At 46.7% G+C, this 15,406-nt stretch carries 18 protein-coding genes; 1 reads left to right on the plus strand and 17 read right to left on the minus strand.

Annotated elements, in window-relative coordinates:
* Positions 1 to 117: 117 nt before the first annotated feature.
* From ureC to AR442_RS15935, 15 genes are all read right to left on the minus strand, one after another.
* Positions 118 to 1,827, minus strand: a complete 1,710-nt coding sequence (gene ureC, locus AR442_RS15870) for an urease subunit alpha (protein ID WP_014419090.1) — start codon at positions 1,825 to 1,827, stop codon at positions 118 to 120.
* Entirely contained in the window at positions 1,824 to 2,198 is a 375-nt protein-coding gene (gene ureB / locus AR442_RS15875; protein WP_003151199.1) for an urease subunit beta, read from the minus strand. The genes ureC and ureB overlap by 4 nt, the downstream gene beginning before the upstream one ends.
* On the minus strand, positions 2,195 to 2,512 hold the full coding sequence (ureA, locus tag AR442_RS15880; RefSeq protein WP_014419091.1) for an urease subunit gamma: 318 nt from the start codon (positions 2,510 to 2,512) through the stop codon (positions 2,195 to 2,197). Before ureA ends, ureB begins: the two co-directional genes overlap by 4 nt.
* Positions 2,513 to 2,865: 353 nt before the next feature.
* Positions 2,866 to 3,054: a CsbD family protein gene (locus AR442_RS15885; RefSeq protein WP_026092293.1), complete on the minus strand. Its 189-nt coding sequence runs from the start codon at positions 3,052 to 3,054 to the stop codon at positions 2,866 to 2,868.
* Positions 3,055 to 3,128: 74 nt separating this feature from the next.
* A complete protein-coding gene (locus AR442_RS15890) occupies positions 3,129 to 3,608 on the minus strand; it encodes a hypothetical protein (RefSeq protein WP_053285346.1) in 480 nt (159 codons plus the stop codon).
* A gap of 121 nt (positions 3,609 to 3,729) precedes the next feature.
* The gene (locus AR442_RS15895) at positions 3,730 to 4,860 is read right to left on the minus strand and encodes a response regulator aspartate phosphatase (protein WP_017418744.1); all 1,131 of its coding nucleotides are present in this window, start codon (positions 4,858 to 4,860) and stop codon (positions 3,730 to 3,732) included.
* 190 nt (positions 4,861 to 5,050) lie between these two features.
* Positions 5,051 to 6,076 carry a GTP 3',8-cyclase MoaA gene (moaA, locus tag AR442_RS15900; protein ID WP_014419094.1) on the minus strand — a complete coding sequence of 342 codons (1,026 nt, stop codon included), beginning with the start codon at positions 6,074 to 6,076 and terminating at the stop codon, positions 5,051 to 5,053.
* 17 nt (positions 6,077 to 6,093) lie between these two features.
* Entirely contained in the window at positions 6,094 to 6,882 is a 789-nt protein-coding gene (gene fdhD / locus AR442_RS15905; RefSeq protein ID WP_014419095.1) for a formate dehydrogenase accessory sulfurtransferase FdhD, read from the minus strand.
* Positions 6,883 to 6,976: 94 nt separating this feature from the next.
* Positions 6,977 to 7,141: a hypothetical protein gene (locus AR442_RS20675; RefSeq protein ID WP_007407587.1), complete on the minus strand. Its 165-nt coding sequence runs from the start codon at positions 7,139 to 7,141 to the stop codon at positions 6,977 to 6,979.
* 85 nt (positions 7,142 to 7,226) lie between these two features.
* Complete coding sequence (locus AR442_RS15910; RefSeq protein WP_012118657.1) at positions 7,227 to 7,907, minus strand: VWA domain-containing protein; 681 nt, start codon at positions 7,905 to 7,907, stop codon at positions 7,227 to 7,229.
* Between the two features lie 309 nt (positions 7,908 to 8,216).
* Positions 8,217 to 8,903, minus strand: a complete 687-nt coding sequence (locus AR442_RS15915; RefSeq protein WP_007407590.1) for a VWA domain-containing protein — start codon at positions 8,901 to 8,903, stop codon at positions 8,217 to 8,219.
* Between the two features lie 265 nt (positions 8,904 to 9,168).
* The gene (gene spoIID / locus AR442_RS15920) at positions 9,169 to 10,200 is read right to left on the minus strand and encodes a stage II sporulation protein D (RefSeq protein WP_014419096.1); all 1,032 of its coding nucleotides are present in this window, start codon (positions 10,198 to 10,200) and stop codon (positions 9,169 to 9,171) included.
* 199 nt (positions 10,201 to 10,399) lie between these two features.
* Positions 10,400 to 11,710, minus strand: a complete 1,311-nt coding sequence (gene murA / locus AR442_RS15925; protein WP_007614362.1) for a UDP-N-acetylglucosamine 1-carboxyvinyltransferase — start codon at positions 11,708 to 11,710, stop codon at positions 10,400 to 10,402.
* A 33-nt stretch (positions 11,711 to 11,743) separates the two neighbouring features.
* Positions 11,744 to 12,484, minus strand: coding sequence for a YwmB family TATA-box binding protein (locus AR442_RS15930; protein ID WP_053285345.1), 741 nt, complete (start codon positions 12,482 to 12,484; stop codon positions 11,744 to 11,746).
* A 141-nt stretch (positions 12,485 to 12,625) separates the two neighbouring features.
* Positions 12,626 to 12,856, minus strand: coding sequence for a DUF1146 family protein (locus AR442_RS15935; RefSeq protein WP_007614366.1), 231 nt, complete (start codon positions 12,854 to 12,856; stop codon positions 12,626 to 12,628).
* Positions 12,857 to 13,028: 172 nt separating this feature from the next.
* On the opposite strand from AR442_RS15935, the gene AR442_RS15940 reads away from it, so the two are divergent.
* Entirely contained in the window at positions 13,029 to 13,499 is a 471-nt protein-coding gene (locus AR442_RS15940) for a hypothetical protein (RefSeq protein ID WP_007407595.1), read from the plus strand.
* Positions 13,500 to 13,543: 44 nt separating this feature from the next.
* Here AR442_RS15940 and AR442_RS15945 read toward each other — a convergent pair whose 3' ends face one another.
* The gene (locus tag AR442_RS15945; RefSeq protein ID WP_053285344.1) at positions 13,544 to 13,942 is read right to left on the minus strand and encodes a F0F1 ATP synthase subunit epsilon; all 399 of its coding nucleotides are present in this window, start codon (positions 13,940 to 13,942) and stop codon (positions 13,544 to 13,546) included.
* Positions 13,943 to 13,965: 23 nt separating this feature from the next.
* A complete protein-coding gene (atpD, locus tag AR442_RS15950) occupies positions 13,966 to 15,387 on the minus strand; it encodes a F0F1 ATP synthase subunit beta (protein ID WP_003151173.1) in 1,422 nt (473 codons plus the stop codon).
* Positions 15,388 to 15,406 lie beyond the last annotated feature (19 nt).

Consider the following 15,406-nt stretch of genomic DNA (forward strand, 5'->3'; position numbering starts at 1 on the left):
AATAGTTACATTTCATTTGTTTGTCAACTACTAATATACACTAAAACGGGCGGCAGGATGAAATCAAGTTGGCAATAGAGGTGTAAACAGGCCGGCGGGAAACCGGCCGGAGAGGGATTAAAATAAGAAATAACGCTGTCCGAGCGGAACATAGCTGACAGGCTGGCATGCCAGCTCTTCTCCGTCGGCGAACACCTGATAGGTTTTCGGATCGACTTGTATATTCGGCATCGCGACATTCAGCTTCATGTCGAGCTTACTCAGCTTACGGATATTCCGTACGGGAGAAATCATTTTTTCAAGGCCGAGCTTTTCCGGCACACCGTTTGCGATACCGGCCTGGGACATAAATGTAATAGAGGTATTTCGGTTTGCTTTACCGTATGATGCGTACATCTGCCGCATAAACACGGGCTCAGGCGTCGGAATGGAAGCATTCGGATCTCCCATCTGGGCGCGGGCGATCATGCCGCCTTTGAGCACAAGTTCAGGTTTGACACCGAAGAAAACCGGGTCCCATAGTACAAGGTCGGCGAGCTTTCCTTTTTCAACGGAACCGACTTCATGGCTCAGGCCGTGAGTGACGGCCGGGTTGATCGTGTATTTGGCGATATAGCGTTTGGCGCGCACATTGTCATTGCCGTTTTCTCCTGATAGAGCGCCACGCTGCTTTTTCATTTTATCGGCCACCTGCCATGTCCGGATAATCACTTCTCCCACCCTGCCCATCGCCTGTGAGTCAGATGACGTCATGCTGATCGCGCCGATATCGTGCAGAATATCCTCCGCCGCAATGGTGGCCGCTCTGATGCGTGAATGACTGAATGCCACGTCTTCAGGCACTTTTGAATCTAAATGATGGCAGACCATCATCATATCAAGATGCTCGTCCATCGTGTTGACGGTATACGGAATCGTCGGCGTCGTAGAGGACGGCAGGATATTGGCGTAAGATGCGAGTTTCATAATATCCGGTGCGTGGCCTCCGCCGGCTCCCTCTATGTGATATGTATGGATAACCCGGTCGCCGATCGCATCAAGCGTATTTTCTAAAAAGCCCGCTTCATTTATCGTATCTGTGTGGATCGCCACCTGAATGTCCGCCTCATCCGCCGCTTCCATGCAAGCTTTAATGGCGCTTGGCGTTGATCCCCAATCTTCATGCAGCTTCAGGCCGATCGCGCCTGCTTCCACCTGCTCGATCAGCGGCGCTTTATCGGATGCATTCCCTTTTCCTAAGAAACCGACGTTGATCGGAAACTCCTCGGCCGCTTCCAGCATTCTCGACATGTACCATGCACCGGATGTACAAGTCGTCGCTTTACTTCCCGTCGCAGGACCCGTTCCGCCGCCGAGAAGCGTGGTCACGCCTGAAGAAAGCGCGACTTCCATCTGCTGCGGGCAGATAAAGTGGATATGCGTATCCACCCCGCCGGCCGTTACGATTTTCCCTTCGCCGGAAATGACTTCTGTTCCGGCACCGATAATCATGTGCGGGTCCACCCCATCCATAATATCCGGGTTGCCGCTTTTCCCGACGCCGACAATCCGGCCGTCCTTCACCCCGATATCCGCCTTGACGATCCCGGTATAATCCAGGATGACGGCGTTTGTAATAACCAGATCAAGCGCTCCGTCTTTCCCGGTGATACGCCCGTTCTGCCCCATGCCGTCCCGGATTGTTTTCCCTCCGCCGAAAATCATTTCTTCACCGTAATTCGTGAAATCTTTTTCGACTTCAATCCATAAATCCGTATCTCCGAGTCTGACTTTGTCTCCCGTTGTCGGTCCGAACAGTTCTGCGTATTGCTCACGTGACATTTTCATCGGATCGCCTCCTCCATCCATCCGGCTTTTTTAAGATTTGACAGAGTCTTCTCTTTTCCCCGCTCATCCATATACGTATCGGCCATGCCGTTGAGACCTCTGACCGTTTTTCGCCCTCCGATTTCCACGAGCGTGACGGTTTTCTCTTCTCCCGGTTCAAAACGGACAGATGTGCCTGACGGGATATCAAGGCGCATGCCGATTGCTTTGTCCCGATTGAAGGAAAGGGCGCCGTTGGCTTCGGCAAAATGAAAATGCGATCCTACCTGCACTGACCGCGTTCCGTTATTGGTGACTGACACCTCCAGCGTCTTCCGGCCTTCGTTAATGGTGATGGTCCCCTTTGCGACTTGAATCGCTCCCGGCTTCATGACTTCACCCCCGCTTTGATCGGCTGATGAACGGTGACAAGCTTAACCCCGTCCGGGAACGTCGCTTCCACCTGAATGCTGTCCAGCATTTCCGCAACGCCTTCCATAACGTCTTTTTCCGTCAATACATTGCGGCCGGATTCCATCAGCTCAGCAACGCTTTTTCCGTCTCTCGCGCCTTCCATCAGATAACAGGTCAAATATGCGGCGGCTTCGGGATAATTCAGCAGAACGCCGCGCGCCTTCCGCTGCTTAGCGAGCTCTCCCGCCGTAAAAATAAGCAATTTTTCTTGTTCAACCGGTGTCAGTTTCATCTGTATTCCCCCTTAGTGATAGTCAAACACAATCCGCATGGTCATACCGAAACGATGCAGGCGGCCGTCACCCCCTTCACCTCATGAAATGTTAAGTGATAAAAGTTATTCGACGGTGAACGGCCCGATTCCTTTTGCAGAAATTACCGATTTCTGATTTTTTTCTTCAACAAACGTTTAATTAAATGTGAAGAAAGGTTACATTCTATGTGAATATTATAAAGAAATTACCGGTGAATTTATAGAATATTTAAAAATTTAGTGAATATTAACCAAATGAACTGGAATTTTTGTCATTTCTCATAACAAAAAGCCCAAAATATTTTGGGCTTTTGCTGTGTTTCACTATCAAATTAATCATCACTGAGTTTATCTTTCGTTTTACCGACACCCTTTTGCAGGCTGCCTTTCGCTTTGTCTTTTTTACCTTCCGCTTTTAAGTCGGACTTGTCTGCCATGTCGCCTGCTTTGTCCTTTGCTTCCCCTTTCATTTTGTTCATGCCGCCTTTTACTTTGTCTTTTAAACCGTTATCTTCACTCATGATCTCTTCAGCTCCTTTTTTGTTCTGTGTACTTGTTTTCTTCCCTTTCAGCCTGAACGCAAACATTTCAACTCTCAATTATTGATTTCACAGCGTTCCCCGTAGCGGAGCACTTTGTAAACAGCCAATCCGTCTGACAGCTTATTATCCCCGTATTGCACCGGCAGAAGGGCAAAGAAAACATAATAAGTTGAAAAATAGACAAATTGGTAAAAAAATAAGTTTGGCTCAAGGACATCTTTTATGATCAGCAGATTTATTAAAAAGATAGAAGCGAGATTAAACAGACAGCCTCCGGAATAGACGAGCGCGCTCGTCAGGCGGTTATCTACCCGCAATTCGCCGAACTTGCAGAAAGAATCTATGAAGTAGATACGCCGAACCTGAATCGGCCCTACTTTTAAAAGACGTTTCCCCATTCCGATATCCAATGATGCCTTGCCCCCGAACAGCATGGCCATAAAGCTGTGTCCCGACACATGGATGACAGACACCATCGGCAGAATGATGAGAAATGATACGAAAAACTTTATCATATCATTGAATCCGAACAACAAATCCCTCCTTCCCATCATACTTTTTTCTCTCTTTTGCGATTTTTCCGTTTTTTTCTATGGTCAAACGTTATGATGTGCATAAAAAAATAACCATCTGCTGAGCAGATGGTTAAGAAAATTATATATCGTATAAACACTGTTCTTTTTGAATGTTTTCTCTCATGCGAATCGCTTTTTCATAAAAATACGCCGCTTCTTTATATTGCCCATGTCCGCTTGTGTAAATGGCGGCCTCCAAGGCGAAATCTTCAATATACACATACAGCGATTTTTCATTCATATAGTCAAACACTTCATGGATTAAATCCATATTGAGTGACTCCAAATAAAGCGCTTGTAAAAACTTATACTTCTCTAAACTGAATCGGTCGCCCCGTTCTTTCGCGATCATGACCCCTCTTTCATAATAGGTAAGGGCCGCTTGGTCATCATGCAGCCTGAAAAGGGTGTGCGTTAAGCTGAACAGTGCCTTCGGAAGCTGTTCAAGCTGATGCTCTTCAAAAACGGGAACCGCTTTTCTAAAGTACCGGGCCGCTTCATCCAGATCGCGCTTTTCAGAATAACAATTCCCCAGATTGTAAAGCGAAGACCCGATCAGGCGGGGCTGTCCTTCAAGCAAAGAAAGGCGGAGGGCTTCGTCTAAATGCTCAAGCGCTTTGTCGTAGTTTTTGCAGTCGATGTAGTTTCCTGAGATGACGAAATGGCATTGAATTCTCCGCACTCTGTAGAAATCGTGTTTCATATACGTATCCAGCGCCTGAATCCCGTGATTCATGGAAAAATGAGTCTGCTTCATGACATAAAACACTTCAGACATCTTGAAATGGAATTCCGCCCTCTCTATATCATCCTCGACAAATGAAAGGAGTTTTTCCGCTTTCCGGTAAAAAGAAATAGCCGCAACATAGTTATTGTGATCGAATTCATACATCCCTCTGAACAAATGGAAATAATACTCAGACAGTCCCGATATGCTGTCCGTGCTTTCGATCGTCTTTTGCAGCTCGCTGTACTGAATCTGTGATTGTTCGGTGCATTCCGGCTTGACGTAATCAAGCATAATATGATGGCGGTAGCTGATCAGCTGATAATATAACAGCAGCAGCTGGTCTTCCTCCATACGTTGTATATCCTCATCAATTTCCTCTTTCAGCTTTATGGCATCAGCCGCTTGAAAGGCTAAAATGTGCTTGTACCATTTGTTGATCTTAACTCCAACTTGAGATGACGGAATCTCGTATGCGGTCATGCCCCTTTCACAACCTTTTCTAATTTCTATTGGTTATATTTTAACATATTGTATGGCTTTGGAATTGCATAACTTGATTGTCCTGCATCAAAATTCCTATCATATATTTCGGCTGTCACCGGTATTTTTTGAACAGACCGCTCTCATAATGTGAATAAAAAAGCCTGCCCTGGTCCGGGCAAGCTTTTCTTCATCCGCCTATATAAGACATTTCCACTTTCTTTTTCCCATCCGTTTTAGAAAGCGCGCGGTCAATTGAATACTGATCCGTGCGATTTCTCCAGACAGAAGCGATGGATTCCGTCAATTCGTCATCGGTCAGACCGCCGCGCACGAGTTTCCGAACATCATAACCGCTTGACGCAAACAGGCACGTAAACAGCTCGCCTCTCGCCGACAGGCGCGCTCTGTTGCAGGAGGCGCAGAATGCATCCGAGACGGAGGAAATTACGCCGATTTCGCCGGAACCGTCAAGATAGCGGAACCTGGAAGCGACCTCTCCTTTATAATTCGCTTCTATCGGCTCCGTCGGCATGTGCTGGTTGATCAGATCAATAATCTCGGCCTTCGTGATCACGTCTTTTTTATTCCATTGATTCGTATTGCCGACATCCATAAATTCAATAAACCGGAGAATATGACCCTTTTCTTTAAAATAGCGGGCCATCGGCAGGATATCTTTTTCATTGACGCCCTTTTGAACAACCATGTTGATTTTCACACCGAGTCCGGCCGATTTTGCCGCCTCAATGCCCTCAAGCACCTTGTTCACCGAAACCCCGCGGCCGTTAATGGCCTTAAACCGCTCATCCTCTAAAGAATCGAGGCTGACTGTCACGCGATGCAGCCCCGCCTGCTTCAGTTTTTCCGCATACACGGGAAGCAGAGAGCCGTTTGTCGTCATCGCGATATCTTTAAGTCCGGGGATGCGCGCAAGTTTTTTGATCAATTCAGGCATATCTTTTCTCATGAGCGGCTCTCCGCCCGTCAGCCTGATTTTTTCAACGCCGAAGCGGCCGACAAACAGCTTCGCAAGCCGCTCAAGCTCCTCGAAGGAGAGCAATTCCGTCTTTTGTAAAAATGGATAATCCGGTCCGAATAATTCGGCTGGCATACAGTACGTGCATCTGAAGTTGCAGCGGTCGGTTACAGAGATACGAAGATCCCTGAGCGGCCTTTCCCTTTTGTCTGTCACCCGGCGCGTTTCTGTATTCATAAGCCCAAGACCCCTTTCTATTGTTCAACCCGTTCAGGATGTGTGTATACGTTAAATGATCCGTTTCTGACAAAACCTATCGCGGTTATGTTCAGCTCTTCCGCCATTTGCAGCGCGAGCTCCGTCGGGGCCGATTTTGAAATGACAATCGACACCCCGATTTTTGCGGCTTTTAATAAAACCTCTGAGGAAATCCGGCCGCTGAAGACGATCAGCTTGTCACGGACCGGCATTCCGTTTTTCAAACAGCAGCCGTACAGCTTATCCAGCGCGTTGTGGCGCCCGATGTCCGTCCTCATGAAGAGCAGCTTATCCGTATCGCACAGCGCCGCATTATGGACACCGCCCGTTTCCCGGAAGGTGCCGCTCCCGCTTTGCATCTCCTTCATCAGGCGAAGGCACGTCTCAGGAGTTATGGTGATACGGCTGACGGCGGTTTTGGCCGTTTTCACATCCTGCTGAAAGTAAAAATGGCGGCCTTTCCCGCAGCATGAACCGATGACCCTCTTCGTATAGTCTTTTTGCTCAAGCACTCCGGGATTCGTCAGTTCCACATATGCAAATCCGAGACTTTCATCTATAGTAAAGCTTTTGATCTCTTTTTCAAAACGAATGACGCCTTCTGATGCGAGAAATCCGATGACGAGTTCCTCTAAATGGTCAGGCGTGCAGACGAGCGTAACAAATTCCTGCCCGTTCACCATGACGGTCAGCGGATACTCTGAAACCATCCGATCTGCCGTCTTTGTTAATACCCCTTTTTCATAGCGGTATATGTCTCTTACCGCTGTTGTTTTTTCATCCACTGTTTTCCCCTCCGCAGTATCCTTCTCTTTTATTCTTCCACAATCCCTGTATTTTGTCGAATTTGCGGTTTAAAAAAAGAGCCCTCTTAGGACTCTATGTTTCATTGCGATGATGTCTGCTCAGAATGGTGAATAAAATAACTGCGGCGATAATGGCCAATATACTGACGAATATGAAGGCGGCAAGCTTCAGAAAAATTCCCATCAGAACAAAAACGACTGCCGCCAGCACTAATATAATGCCTGCTCCTTTTAACAACAGCGTTCATCTCCTTTTATCCGTATCATTCCCGCGGTTCCGTTTTCTAAACAAAAAAGACGCCGCGCGGGCGTCCTTTTTTAACCTATTCTTTTGCTAAATCCTTTGCAGCGTCTTCCCAAGCCTGTTTGAACTCGTCCGCGCTGTCAGCTGAGACATATGTGCCGCCTCCCGCTTCCGCCGCTTTTTCAAGGCTTTCGCTTCCTTTCATGCCGAAGTTGAAGCCGATGATATTGACGATCGTGTTGACATTCGCTTTACGGAGCTTTTGAATTTCGGCCTGAGGATTCCCGCCGCATGTTTCTTCACCGTCTGTGATCAGATATACGACGTTTTTCCCCGTGGCGCCGGCCCGCTCAAATTCTTCACGCGTATCAGAAAGCGCTTTCGCAATCGGTGTCCAGCCGGTCGGTTTAATCTTGCTGAGTGATTGCTCAAATGGAGTCACGGCGTACGGCTGAAGGCCGTATAACGTTTCTGTCGCGTTACATGATACGGCTTTGCCTGAGTTTTTATTATTGCCCTTATGCCCGAATACCCGAAGCATCAGATTCGTGTCTTCAGGAAGAACTTCCGCAAAAGAAGTGACAGACTCTTTCGCAACATCTATTTTACGCTCTCCCCCTGTTTTTTGTATCATGCTTCCGCTTGCATCAAACAGCACGGCAACGTTTGTTTCTTCGTGCTTTTTCTCAGCTGCAAAAACAGGTGATCCGAGTGAAAGCGTCAAAAGTCCGACAATCCCCGCAGTGAACATTTTTTTCATTTCCTTCATTCCTCTCCGTTTGTTTTTGGCCGATGGGCCCCCGGCTCTTCTCTATGCTAGATGACGAGTATGCAAAAAGATATAGGGCGGGATTCCTTTTGTATAAGCGGCGGTACGCCGTTAAAAATGAGCAGAATTATGCGCATCATCCTAAAAAGATTGGATAAATGATGACAGATTTAATGCCTTTTTCGCCCTTTTTGTAATATAAGTCCGGAATCTGATTCTTTTTACAGTTTTCTCTTCATCTTTTCTTGAAATTTTTGTTAAATAAAAATAAAAAAAAGGGCCGATAAACGGCACCTTTTCTTATTCCGCTAATGAACTCGCTGCCATTGTAAAGATGCGGTTCATATCCTTTTGGCTGTGAGCTTCGTAATATTTTCCTCCGCCCGCTTTGGCAATCTCGTGAAGCTGGCCGTTGAAGCCTTCCTTAAAGTCAAAGCCGATCACGTTGACTTTAATATGCTGTTTGCGGAGTTCTTTCGCTGTCTTAACAGGATCTCCTCCGCATGTCTCCTCGCCGTCCGTCAACAGGAAAACGGATTTACTGCCAAGTTTGTGCAAACCGGTAAAGGAAGCCTTCGCATCCTCTAATGCTTTTGCAATCGGTGTCCAGCCCGTAGGCCCGATTCCGTTAAGAGAGTTAAGGAAGCTCTGTCTGTCAAACCTTTGGAATCCGTACACACCGCGAATGGATTCACAAGATTGAACCTTTCCGGAGTTTTTATTATTGCCTTCCGAACCGAAAACCGTCATTCTGACCTGTGATTTAGATTTAATTTGATCCGCAAAACGGACAATTTCTTCTTTTGCCATGTTGTATTTAGAAACACCGTCAATCCGTTTTGCCATACTGCCGCTCGCATCAAGTAAAATGGCGGTATTGTTTTTAAATGAAAGAGTCTTCTCGTTTGCATTCTCGGCAGCAAAAGCAGGAGATGCAGCAGTCAGCATCAATCCGAGCATGAGTATGAGTGAAAATGTTTTTTTCATTGCTTTTTCCCCTTTTCAATAGATTTACGTTCAACGCCGAACAATATTTATCGTAAATGAGATGAAAAGGGAAATAAATAGGACGGCGTTCCTCATTATTTTTGCGTATATTCACATAGAAGCGGCATTTTTATCAGTGATTTACACCCGGCGCTCAGCCTTCAATCGGCATTTGTCAGCCTTTAGGCTTTCGTTATATGAGTCTGTTGGTTGCTTTACCGTTTATGGAATAGTTTTCAAAAAAAACAGACGCTCATGAAAGCGTCTATTTTTTCGCCATATATTTGTTTAAAAATGAATCTGCTTCGGAAATGTCCACTCCCTGATAATAATGCTTGACGATGTCCGCCACGGATTTCCCCTGCTGCGCCATGTAATTGGCCCCGTACTGGCTCATGCCGACGCCGTGGCCGAATCCTTTTGTCGTAATGGTGATGCTGCCGCCGTTTCGTTTCCATTCAAAGTCGGCAGAACGGAGTCCGAGTTTTTCCCGGATGTCTCTTCCCTTCAGCTTTTTGCCGTTTATGACGGCCGTCGCCACTTGATGGCCCGGCGTTCTGGCTGTAATCTGTCCCACTGTGTTTTGTCCCGAGAGCTGTACGCCGAGCTTTTGCTGAAACTCCGGCACACTGAAGGTCTGGGTGGCGAGATATTTCGGCGATTGTTTATCCCACGGACTTTTCACGCTCTTTAAATAAGGAATGGCGCTTGTCCAATAGGCTTCCGCATTTTCCGTATACCCGTTGCTCGTAGAGAAGAAAGATGCCTCAATCGGCTTGTTGTCGTACGTTAAAATCTTTCCTTGCGTGCCGGCGACCGCGTTTGTGATTTTCTTGAGGTTGTGTGCGTACTTAGAACCCCATTCTTTTTTCAGCTGGCTTTTGCTTTGATAGACTTGGAACATTTGCGTATCATCCACCAGTGATCCTTTCGGCGCCTGAACGGCTGAGTCAGCGACCATCAGTCTGACGATGAATGTCCGGGCGGCGAGCGCCTGGGCTTTTAAGGCCTCCGGTTTAAAATCTGCGGGCATTTCGGAAGCCACAACACCGACCACGTACTCTTCAAGCGGAATGTTTTCTACAGAATGATTGGATGTCCGATAAACCGGAATGGATACAGGTGATTCTTTCAATGTTTCTGCTCCTTTTGTTTCTCGTGTGGTGTGTGCTGTTTTGTGTCCGGGCTCTCTGTTTACGGCTGCTCCTTTTTCTGCCTGAAACGGAAGGACGAGAATGGTGGGGACTAGAAGAATAAGTATACACAGCCCGGATAGTAGAAATACAATCGGTTTCATATATCAGCTGCCTCCTGCTTGGGATTCGACTCTACTTCATCTTATGGGCAGGGACAAGCTAATATGACTTCCTTTTGGACAGAATCTTTATTCCATTTTTCACGCGAAAAACGTATTCTTTTTTGGAAATCAGAGCATAATAATGATGATAAACCATAAAAAAACAGTATGCCAGATTGACATACTGTTTTTACAGCCATTATGCGTTTAGGTCAGTTACGACTTCTTTGCTTTCTTGTTCAGCGGCCGTTTCATCAACGACACGCTCGATGTCAGCTCCGAGAGCCGCAAGTTTTTGATGGAAATTCACATAACCGCGATCCAAGTGCTTCAGTTCCGTGACGCGTGTATGACCTTCAGCCACTAATCCCGCAAGAATCAGCGCCGCGCCCGCACGCAGGTCCGTAGCGGCAACTTCTGCGCCTTGCAGCTGTACAGGACCGTTAATGATCACAGAACGTCCTTCAATTTTAATGTCGCCATTCATCCGGCGGAATTCTTCAGCATGCATAAAACGGTTTTCAAACACAGTTTCAGTAATCATGCTTGTTCCGCTCGCACGGAGAAGCAGCGCCATCATTTGCGACTGCATATCAGTCGGGAATCCTGGGTGAGGCATCGTTTTAATGTCGATCGGCTTCAGCTGGGCAGGACCGATGACACGAAGGCCTTCTCCTTCATCCGTAATTTTGACTCCCATTTCTTCCATCTTCGCAATTAAAGACGTAAGATGCTCAGGAACCGCACCTTTGACTAATACATTTCCTTCCGTGATAGCCGCAGCCACCATGAAAGTACCCGCTTCAATACGGTCAGGAATGATGTTGTGTCTTACGCCGTGAAGCTTCTCGACACCTTCAATTTTAATGGTGCCTGTGCCGGCTCCGCGGATTTTTCCGCCCATCGCATTGATATAGTTCGCTAAGTCAACGATTTCAGGCTCTTTTGCCACGTTTTCAAGCGTTGTTGTTCCTTCAGCTAAAGCAGCTGCCATAATCAAGTTTTCTGTCGCACCCACACTTGGGAAATCTAAATAGATTTTTGCGCCCTGCAGACGGCCTTCCACTTCTGCTTCAATAAAGCCGTTGCCTACTTTGATTTTTGCACCCATTGCTTCAAAGCCTTTTAAATGCTGATCAATCGGTCTTGAGCCGATTGCGCAGCCGCCCGGAAGCGCTACTCTTGAATGACCCGTACGGGCTAACAGAGGGCCCATAACAAGCACTGACGCGCGCATTTTACGCACATATTCAAAAGGTGCTTCTGTTTCTAAAGCGTAAGAAGCGTTTACGGTAACTTCATTATTCTCAAAATGCACATCTGCTCCTAAATGACGCAACACTTCGTTGATTGTATATACATCGGAGAGCGTAGGTACATCACATATTACGCTTTTTTCTTCACTTGCTAATAAAGATGCAGCGATAACTGGTAAAACGGCATTTTTTGCTCCTTCAACTTTCACTGTGCCGTTTAACTTCTGACCGCCGCGGACGATGATTTTTTCCAAGGTATTCCCCTCCGCGTCCCTATATTCTCTATATTAATATTCAGTCGTCACGATTGGTGTGCCAACCGTAACGGTATGTTTTTCGCCCATTCCCGCACTTCTAAGCGCAACTTGCACATTCATCTTATGTTTCGATGTCATGATGTAATCTGTCCACTTATATGTAAATGCAGAAACAGAAACGAAATGAGGCTCAACTACATGTTCAACTGGACTTGCTTCAAATTCTTTCATGAGCTGTTCTGCTTTTTTTTGCAAAACAATACTCATATTATCATTTAAATGACCCTTTAGACAAGTAAAAATAAATACTTTATTTTGAAATATGTCATGTGCCTGCCGTTCAAACTGTTCATATGTATCATTCCAGTTTTCCGGTTGCTCCGGGCTCATTTGCTCATATAATAAATACGAAGTTGGGTTCTGGTTTTTGAGGGTAGTGACGAGCTGCAGTTTAAAAGTTGTGTGATTTTTTTTGTCAGAATACGTGCCGACGGCCTTTACGATTTTATCTTCCCGCGCGGTTTTCCAGTGATATTGCGGATACTGCGTCTTCAGTTCTTTTACCTTGTCATCAAATTCACTCAGTGACAGGTTCAGATTTTCTTTCGCATGAAGCGTCCATTCATCTACAGTGACCTGCTGCCGCTCCATTCCTTCGGCAATCTGGGCAAGCGGAGACAGCTCACTTGCATGAATGGAATGAAATACCGCTATTAAGGCGCTTAAAAAAACAAAAAATAAGATGATGCGGCCTTCTCTTTTTTTCTTCATATCGATCTCTCCCCCTTACTCCCATTTTTGCCGGAGCCGGGGAAAGCGATACATGGAAAACTTCGTCAAAACTCGCCAAGCGGGTGAAGAAAAATTGGTTGCTCACCCAGCGATTCCCTTCATTTCAACAGACGAAACATCTTAAAATAAGTATGGAAGCTGTTTCGAATAGGTAAGATAATCTAAAAAGAAGTCAGCGACTGCCGTACCGATCGCAATGGTAAGAAGAATGATCAGCAGCCTCGCCTGCACTATTTTTCCTTTTCGGATCAGCGGATCAAAGTTGACGGCCTGAAGCGCCCACCATGTCACCGCAATGCATACCAGGTGAACCAGGATGCTGATTGCGGCCTGCTGCCCCAATACATTCACAAATCCCATCTCCTTTCATTTTTTCCGCCCCTCATATCCTCTCTTATTATATAAGAAGAAGAGAGAAAGATGATCATTTTTACATCAGAATTTTTATCCAAAATTAGGGGCAATCCCCGCTTAAATGTCCGTTCTCCGGCATGATATACTTTTTTGGAAAGGAGATGGGAATATGAATCATTCCTTTTTTCATCCGGAAAAGCAGTATGGAGAAACACTTCCCGTATTTGACCACGAGTGGGAAGCGATAGCATTCTACTATGATTATAGACAGTCTCAAACAGAGGAACTGAAAGAATTATGTCAGTTTTTCAACATTTCTCTTGATTATTCACGCGGCAGCCTGCTGGAAGTGGAAGCTCTTTACTTCCGCAGCATACAAGAGCTGCTTTTGGCGGATTGGAACCTGCCGATTGACGAATTTGAGAAAATGCTCAGCGTGTATGTCATCGATTGCGCCATCCGACACCATGACGATGCCGAATGGGTCGTCAAACCTTATCCGTATACGGACGGCGCCTATACGACGGGTGTGCGGAGAGGAAACAAAACGTGGCACACCGACAACTGCTGCGAACATTTATATCTGCAAAAAGAAGAGGATCATCCGCTTATCGGCGTCTATGAATCTCTTATGCGTTAATATAGAAAAAGAATCCTTCTCAGACAGCCGAGAAGGATTCTTTTTTAGTTTCCTGCAACATCCAATCTGTTTACAGCCCGCTGTAGCGCAAGCTCAGCCCGACGAATGTCAGTATCATCTGATCGTTTGTTCAAACGGTCTTCCGCCCGCTTTTTCGCAGAAAGGGCGCGCTCTTTATCAATGCTTTCCGCTGTTTCAGCGGCTTGTGCAAGGATAGTGACCTGATCAGGACGGACTTCTAAAAATCCGCCGCTGACAGCCGCCAATTCGGTCTGCCCGTCTTTTTTAAGGCGGACAGCGCCGATTTTAAGCGGAGCCACGGTCGGAATATGGCCAGGCAAGATACCGAGATCACCGCTCTCGGCTCTTACACTTACCATTTCAATATCAGCATCATATACTGGGCCGTCGGGAGTAACGATATTGACTTTAACGGTCTTCATGCTTTTACCCTCCTAGGACCAGATTAAACTTCTACACCCATCTCTTTTGCATTCTCAATGACTTCTTCAATGCGTCCCACAAGACGGAATGCATCTTCCGGAAGATGGTCATATTTACCGGAAAGGATTTCTTTAAAGCCTCGTACCGTTTCTTTAACAGGCACGTAAGAACCCTTTTGTCCTGTAAACTGCTCAGCTACGTGGAAGTTTTGAGAAAGGAAGAACTGGATACGGCGGGCGCGGTGAACGACAAGCTTGTCTTCTTCGCCTAATTCGTCCATACCGAGAATCGCGATAATATCCTGAAGTTCTTTGTAACGCTGAAGCGTTGACTGGACTTCACGCGCCACCGCATAATGCTCTTCTCCGACAATTTCCGGAGCAAGCGCGCGGGAAGTGGAAGCCAGCGGATCAACCGCAGGGTAGATACCCATTTCAGTTAATTTACGCTCAAGGTTAGTCGTTGCATCCAAGTGAGCGAACGTTGTCGCCGGAGCCGGGTCAGTGTAGTCATCGGCAGGCACGTAGATCGCCTGGATAGATGTAACTGAACCAACGTTTGTAGACGTAATACGCTCTTGAAGCTGACCCATTTCTGTCGCAAGCGTCGGCTGATAACCAACCGCAGAAGGCATACGGCCGAGAAGCGCGGAAACCTCTGAACCCGCTTGTGTGAAACGGAAAATGTTATCGATAAAGAACAGTACGTCCTGTCCTTGTTTATCACGGAAATGCTCAGCCATTGTAAGACCCGTCAGTGCTACACGCATACGTGCGCCCGGCGGCTCGTTCATTTGTCCGAAGACCATGGCTGTTTTCTTGATAACGCCTGAATCGCTCATTTCGTAGAAAAGGTCGTTCCCTTCACGAGTACGCTCTCCTACACCGGCGAATACGGAAATACCGCCGTGCTCTTGCGCGATGTTGTTGATTAATTCTTGGATCAATACGGTTTTACCTACGCCGGCGCCGCCGAACAATCCGATTTTACCGCCCTTGATGTAAGGAGCGAGCAGGTCAACAACCTTAATTCCCGTTTCAAGAATTTCAACCTCAGTTGAAAGCTCATCGAATGAAGGAGCTGATCTGTGGATCGGGTCCTTTTGAGCATCCGCAGGCAGCGGTTCATTTAAATCAATTTTATCTCCCAGTACGTTAAATACGCGTCCGAGAGTCACATCACCGACAGGAACGGAAATCGGCGCACCTGTATCAACAGCTTCCATTCCGCGCTGAATTCCGTCCGTAGATGCCATGGCAATTGTACGGACTGTATCATCGCCTAAATGAAGAGCAACCTCTAGCGTTAGGTCGATGCCTACTTCATTTTCGCCTGTAGCTGGCTGTGAAACTTTAATCGCATTATAAATCGCAGGCAAGTGGCCGTCCTCGAAACGTACGTCGACAACCGGTCCAAGCACCTGACTTACGCGTCCTTTCTTCATCGCTATCCCTCCTGACAAA

It is taken from the genome of Bacillus velezensis, assembly GCF_001461825.1.
Taxonomy (GTDB): domain Bacteria; phylum Bacillota; class Bacilli; order Bacillales; family Bacillaceae; genus Bacillus; species Bacillus velezensis.

Bases quoted from the DNA above. Each gene is read 5' to 3' on its own strand.
- ureC (WP_014419090.1), bottom strand. From the start codon at position 1,827: ATGAAAATGTCACGTGAGCAATACGCAGAACTGTTCGGACCGACAACG.
- ureB (WP_003151199.1), bottom strand. From the start codon at position 2,198: ATGAAGCCGGGAGCGATTCAAGTCGCAAAGGGGACCATCACCATTAAC.
- ureA (WP_014419091.1), bottom strand. From the start codon at position 2,512: ATGAAACTGACACCGGTTGAACAAGAAAAATTGCTTATTTTTACGGCG.
- AR442_RS15885 (WP_026092293.1), bottom strand. From the start codon at position 3,054: ATGAGTGAAGATAACGGTTTAAAAGACAAAGTAAAAGGCGGCATGAAC.
- AR442_RS15895 (WP_017418744.1), bottom strand. From the start codon at position 4,860: ATGACCGCATACGAGATTCCGTCATCTCAAGTTGGAGTTAAGATCAAC.
- moaA (WP_014419094.1), bottom strand. From the start codon at position 6,076: ATGAATACAGAAACGCGCCGGGTGACAGACAAAAGGGAAAGGCCGCTC.
- AR442_RS15910 (WP_012118657.1), bottom strand. From the start codon at position 7,907: ATGAAAAAAATGTTCACTGCGGGGATTGTCGGACTTTTGACGCTTTCA.
- AR442_RS15915 (WP_007407590.1), bottom strand. From the start codon at position 8,903: ATGAAAAAAACATTTTCACTCATACTCATGCTCGGATTGATGCTGACT.
- spoIID (WP_014419096.1), bottom strand. From the start codon at position 10,200: ATGAAACCGATTGTATTTCTACTATCCGGGCTGTGTATACTTATTCTT.
- AR442_RS15930 (WP_053285345.1), bottom strand. From the start codon at position 12,484: ATGAAGAAAAAAAGAGAAGGCCGCATCATCTTATTTTTTGTTTTTTTA.
- AR442_RS15940 (WP_007407595.1), top strand. From the start codon at position 13,029: ATGAATCATTCCTTTTTTCATCCGGAAAAGCAGTATGGAGAAACACTT.
- AR442_RS15945 (WP_053285344.1), bottom strand. From the start codon at position 13,942: ATGAAGACCGTTAAAGTCAATATCGTTACTCCCGACGGCCCAGTATAT.
- atpD (WP_003151173.1), bottom strand. From the start codon at position 15,387: ATGAAGAAAGGACGCGTAAGTCAGGTGCTTGGACCGGTTGTCGACGTA.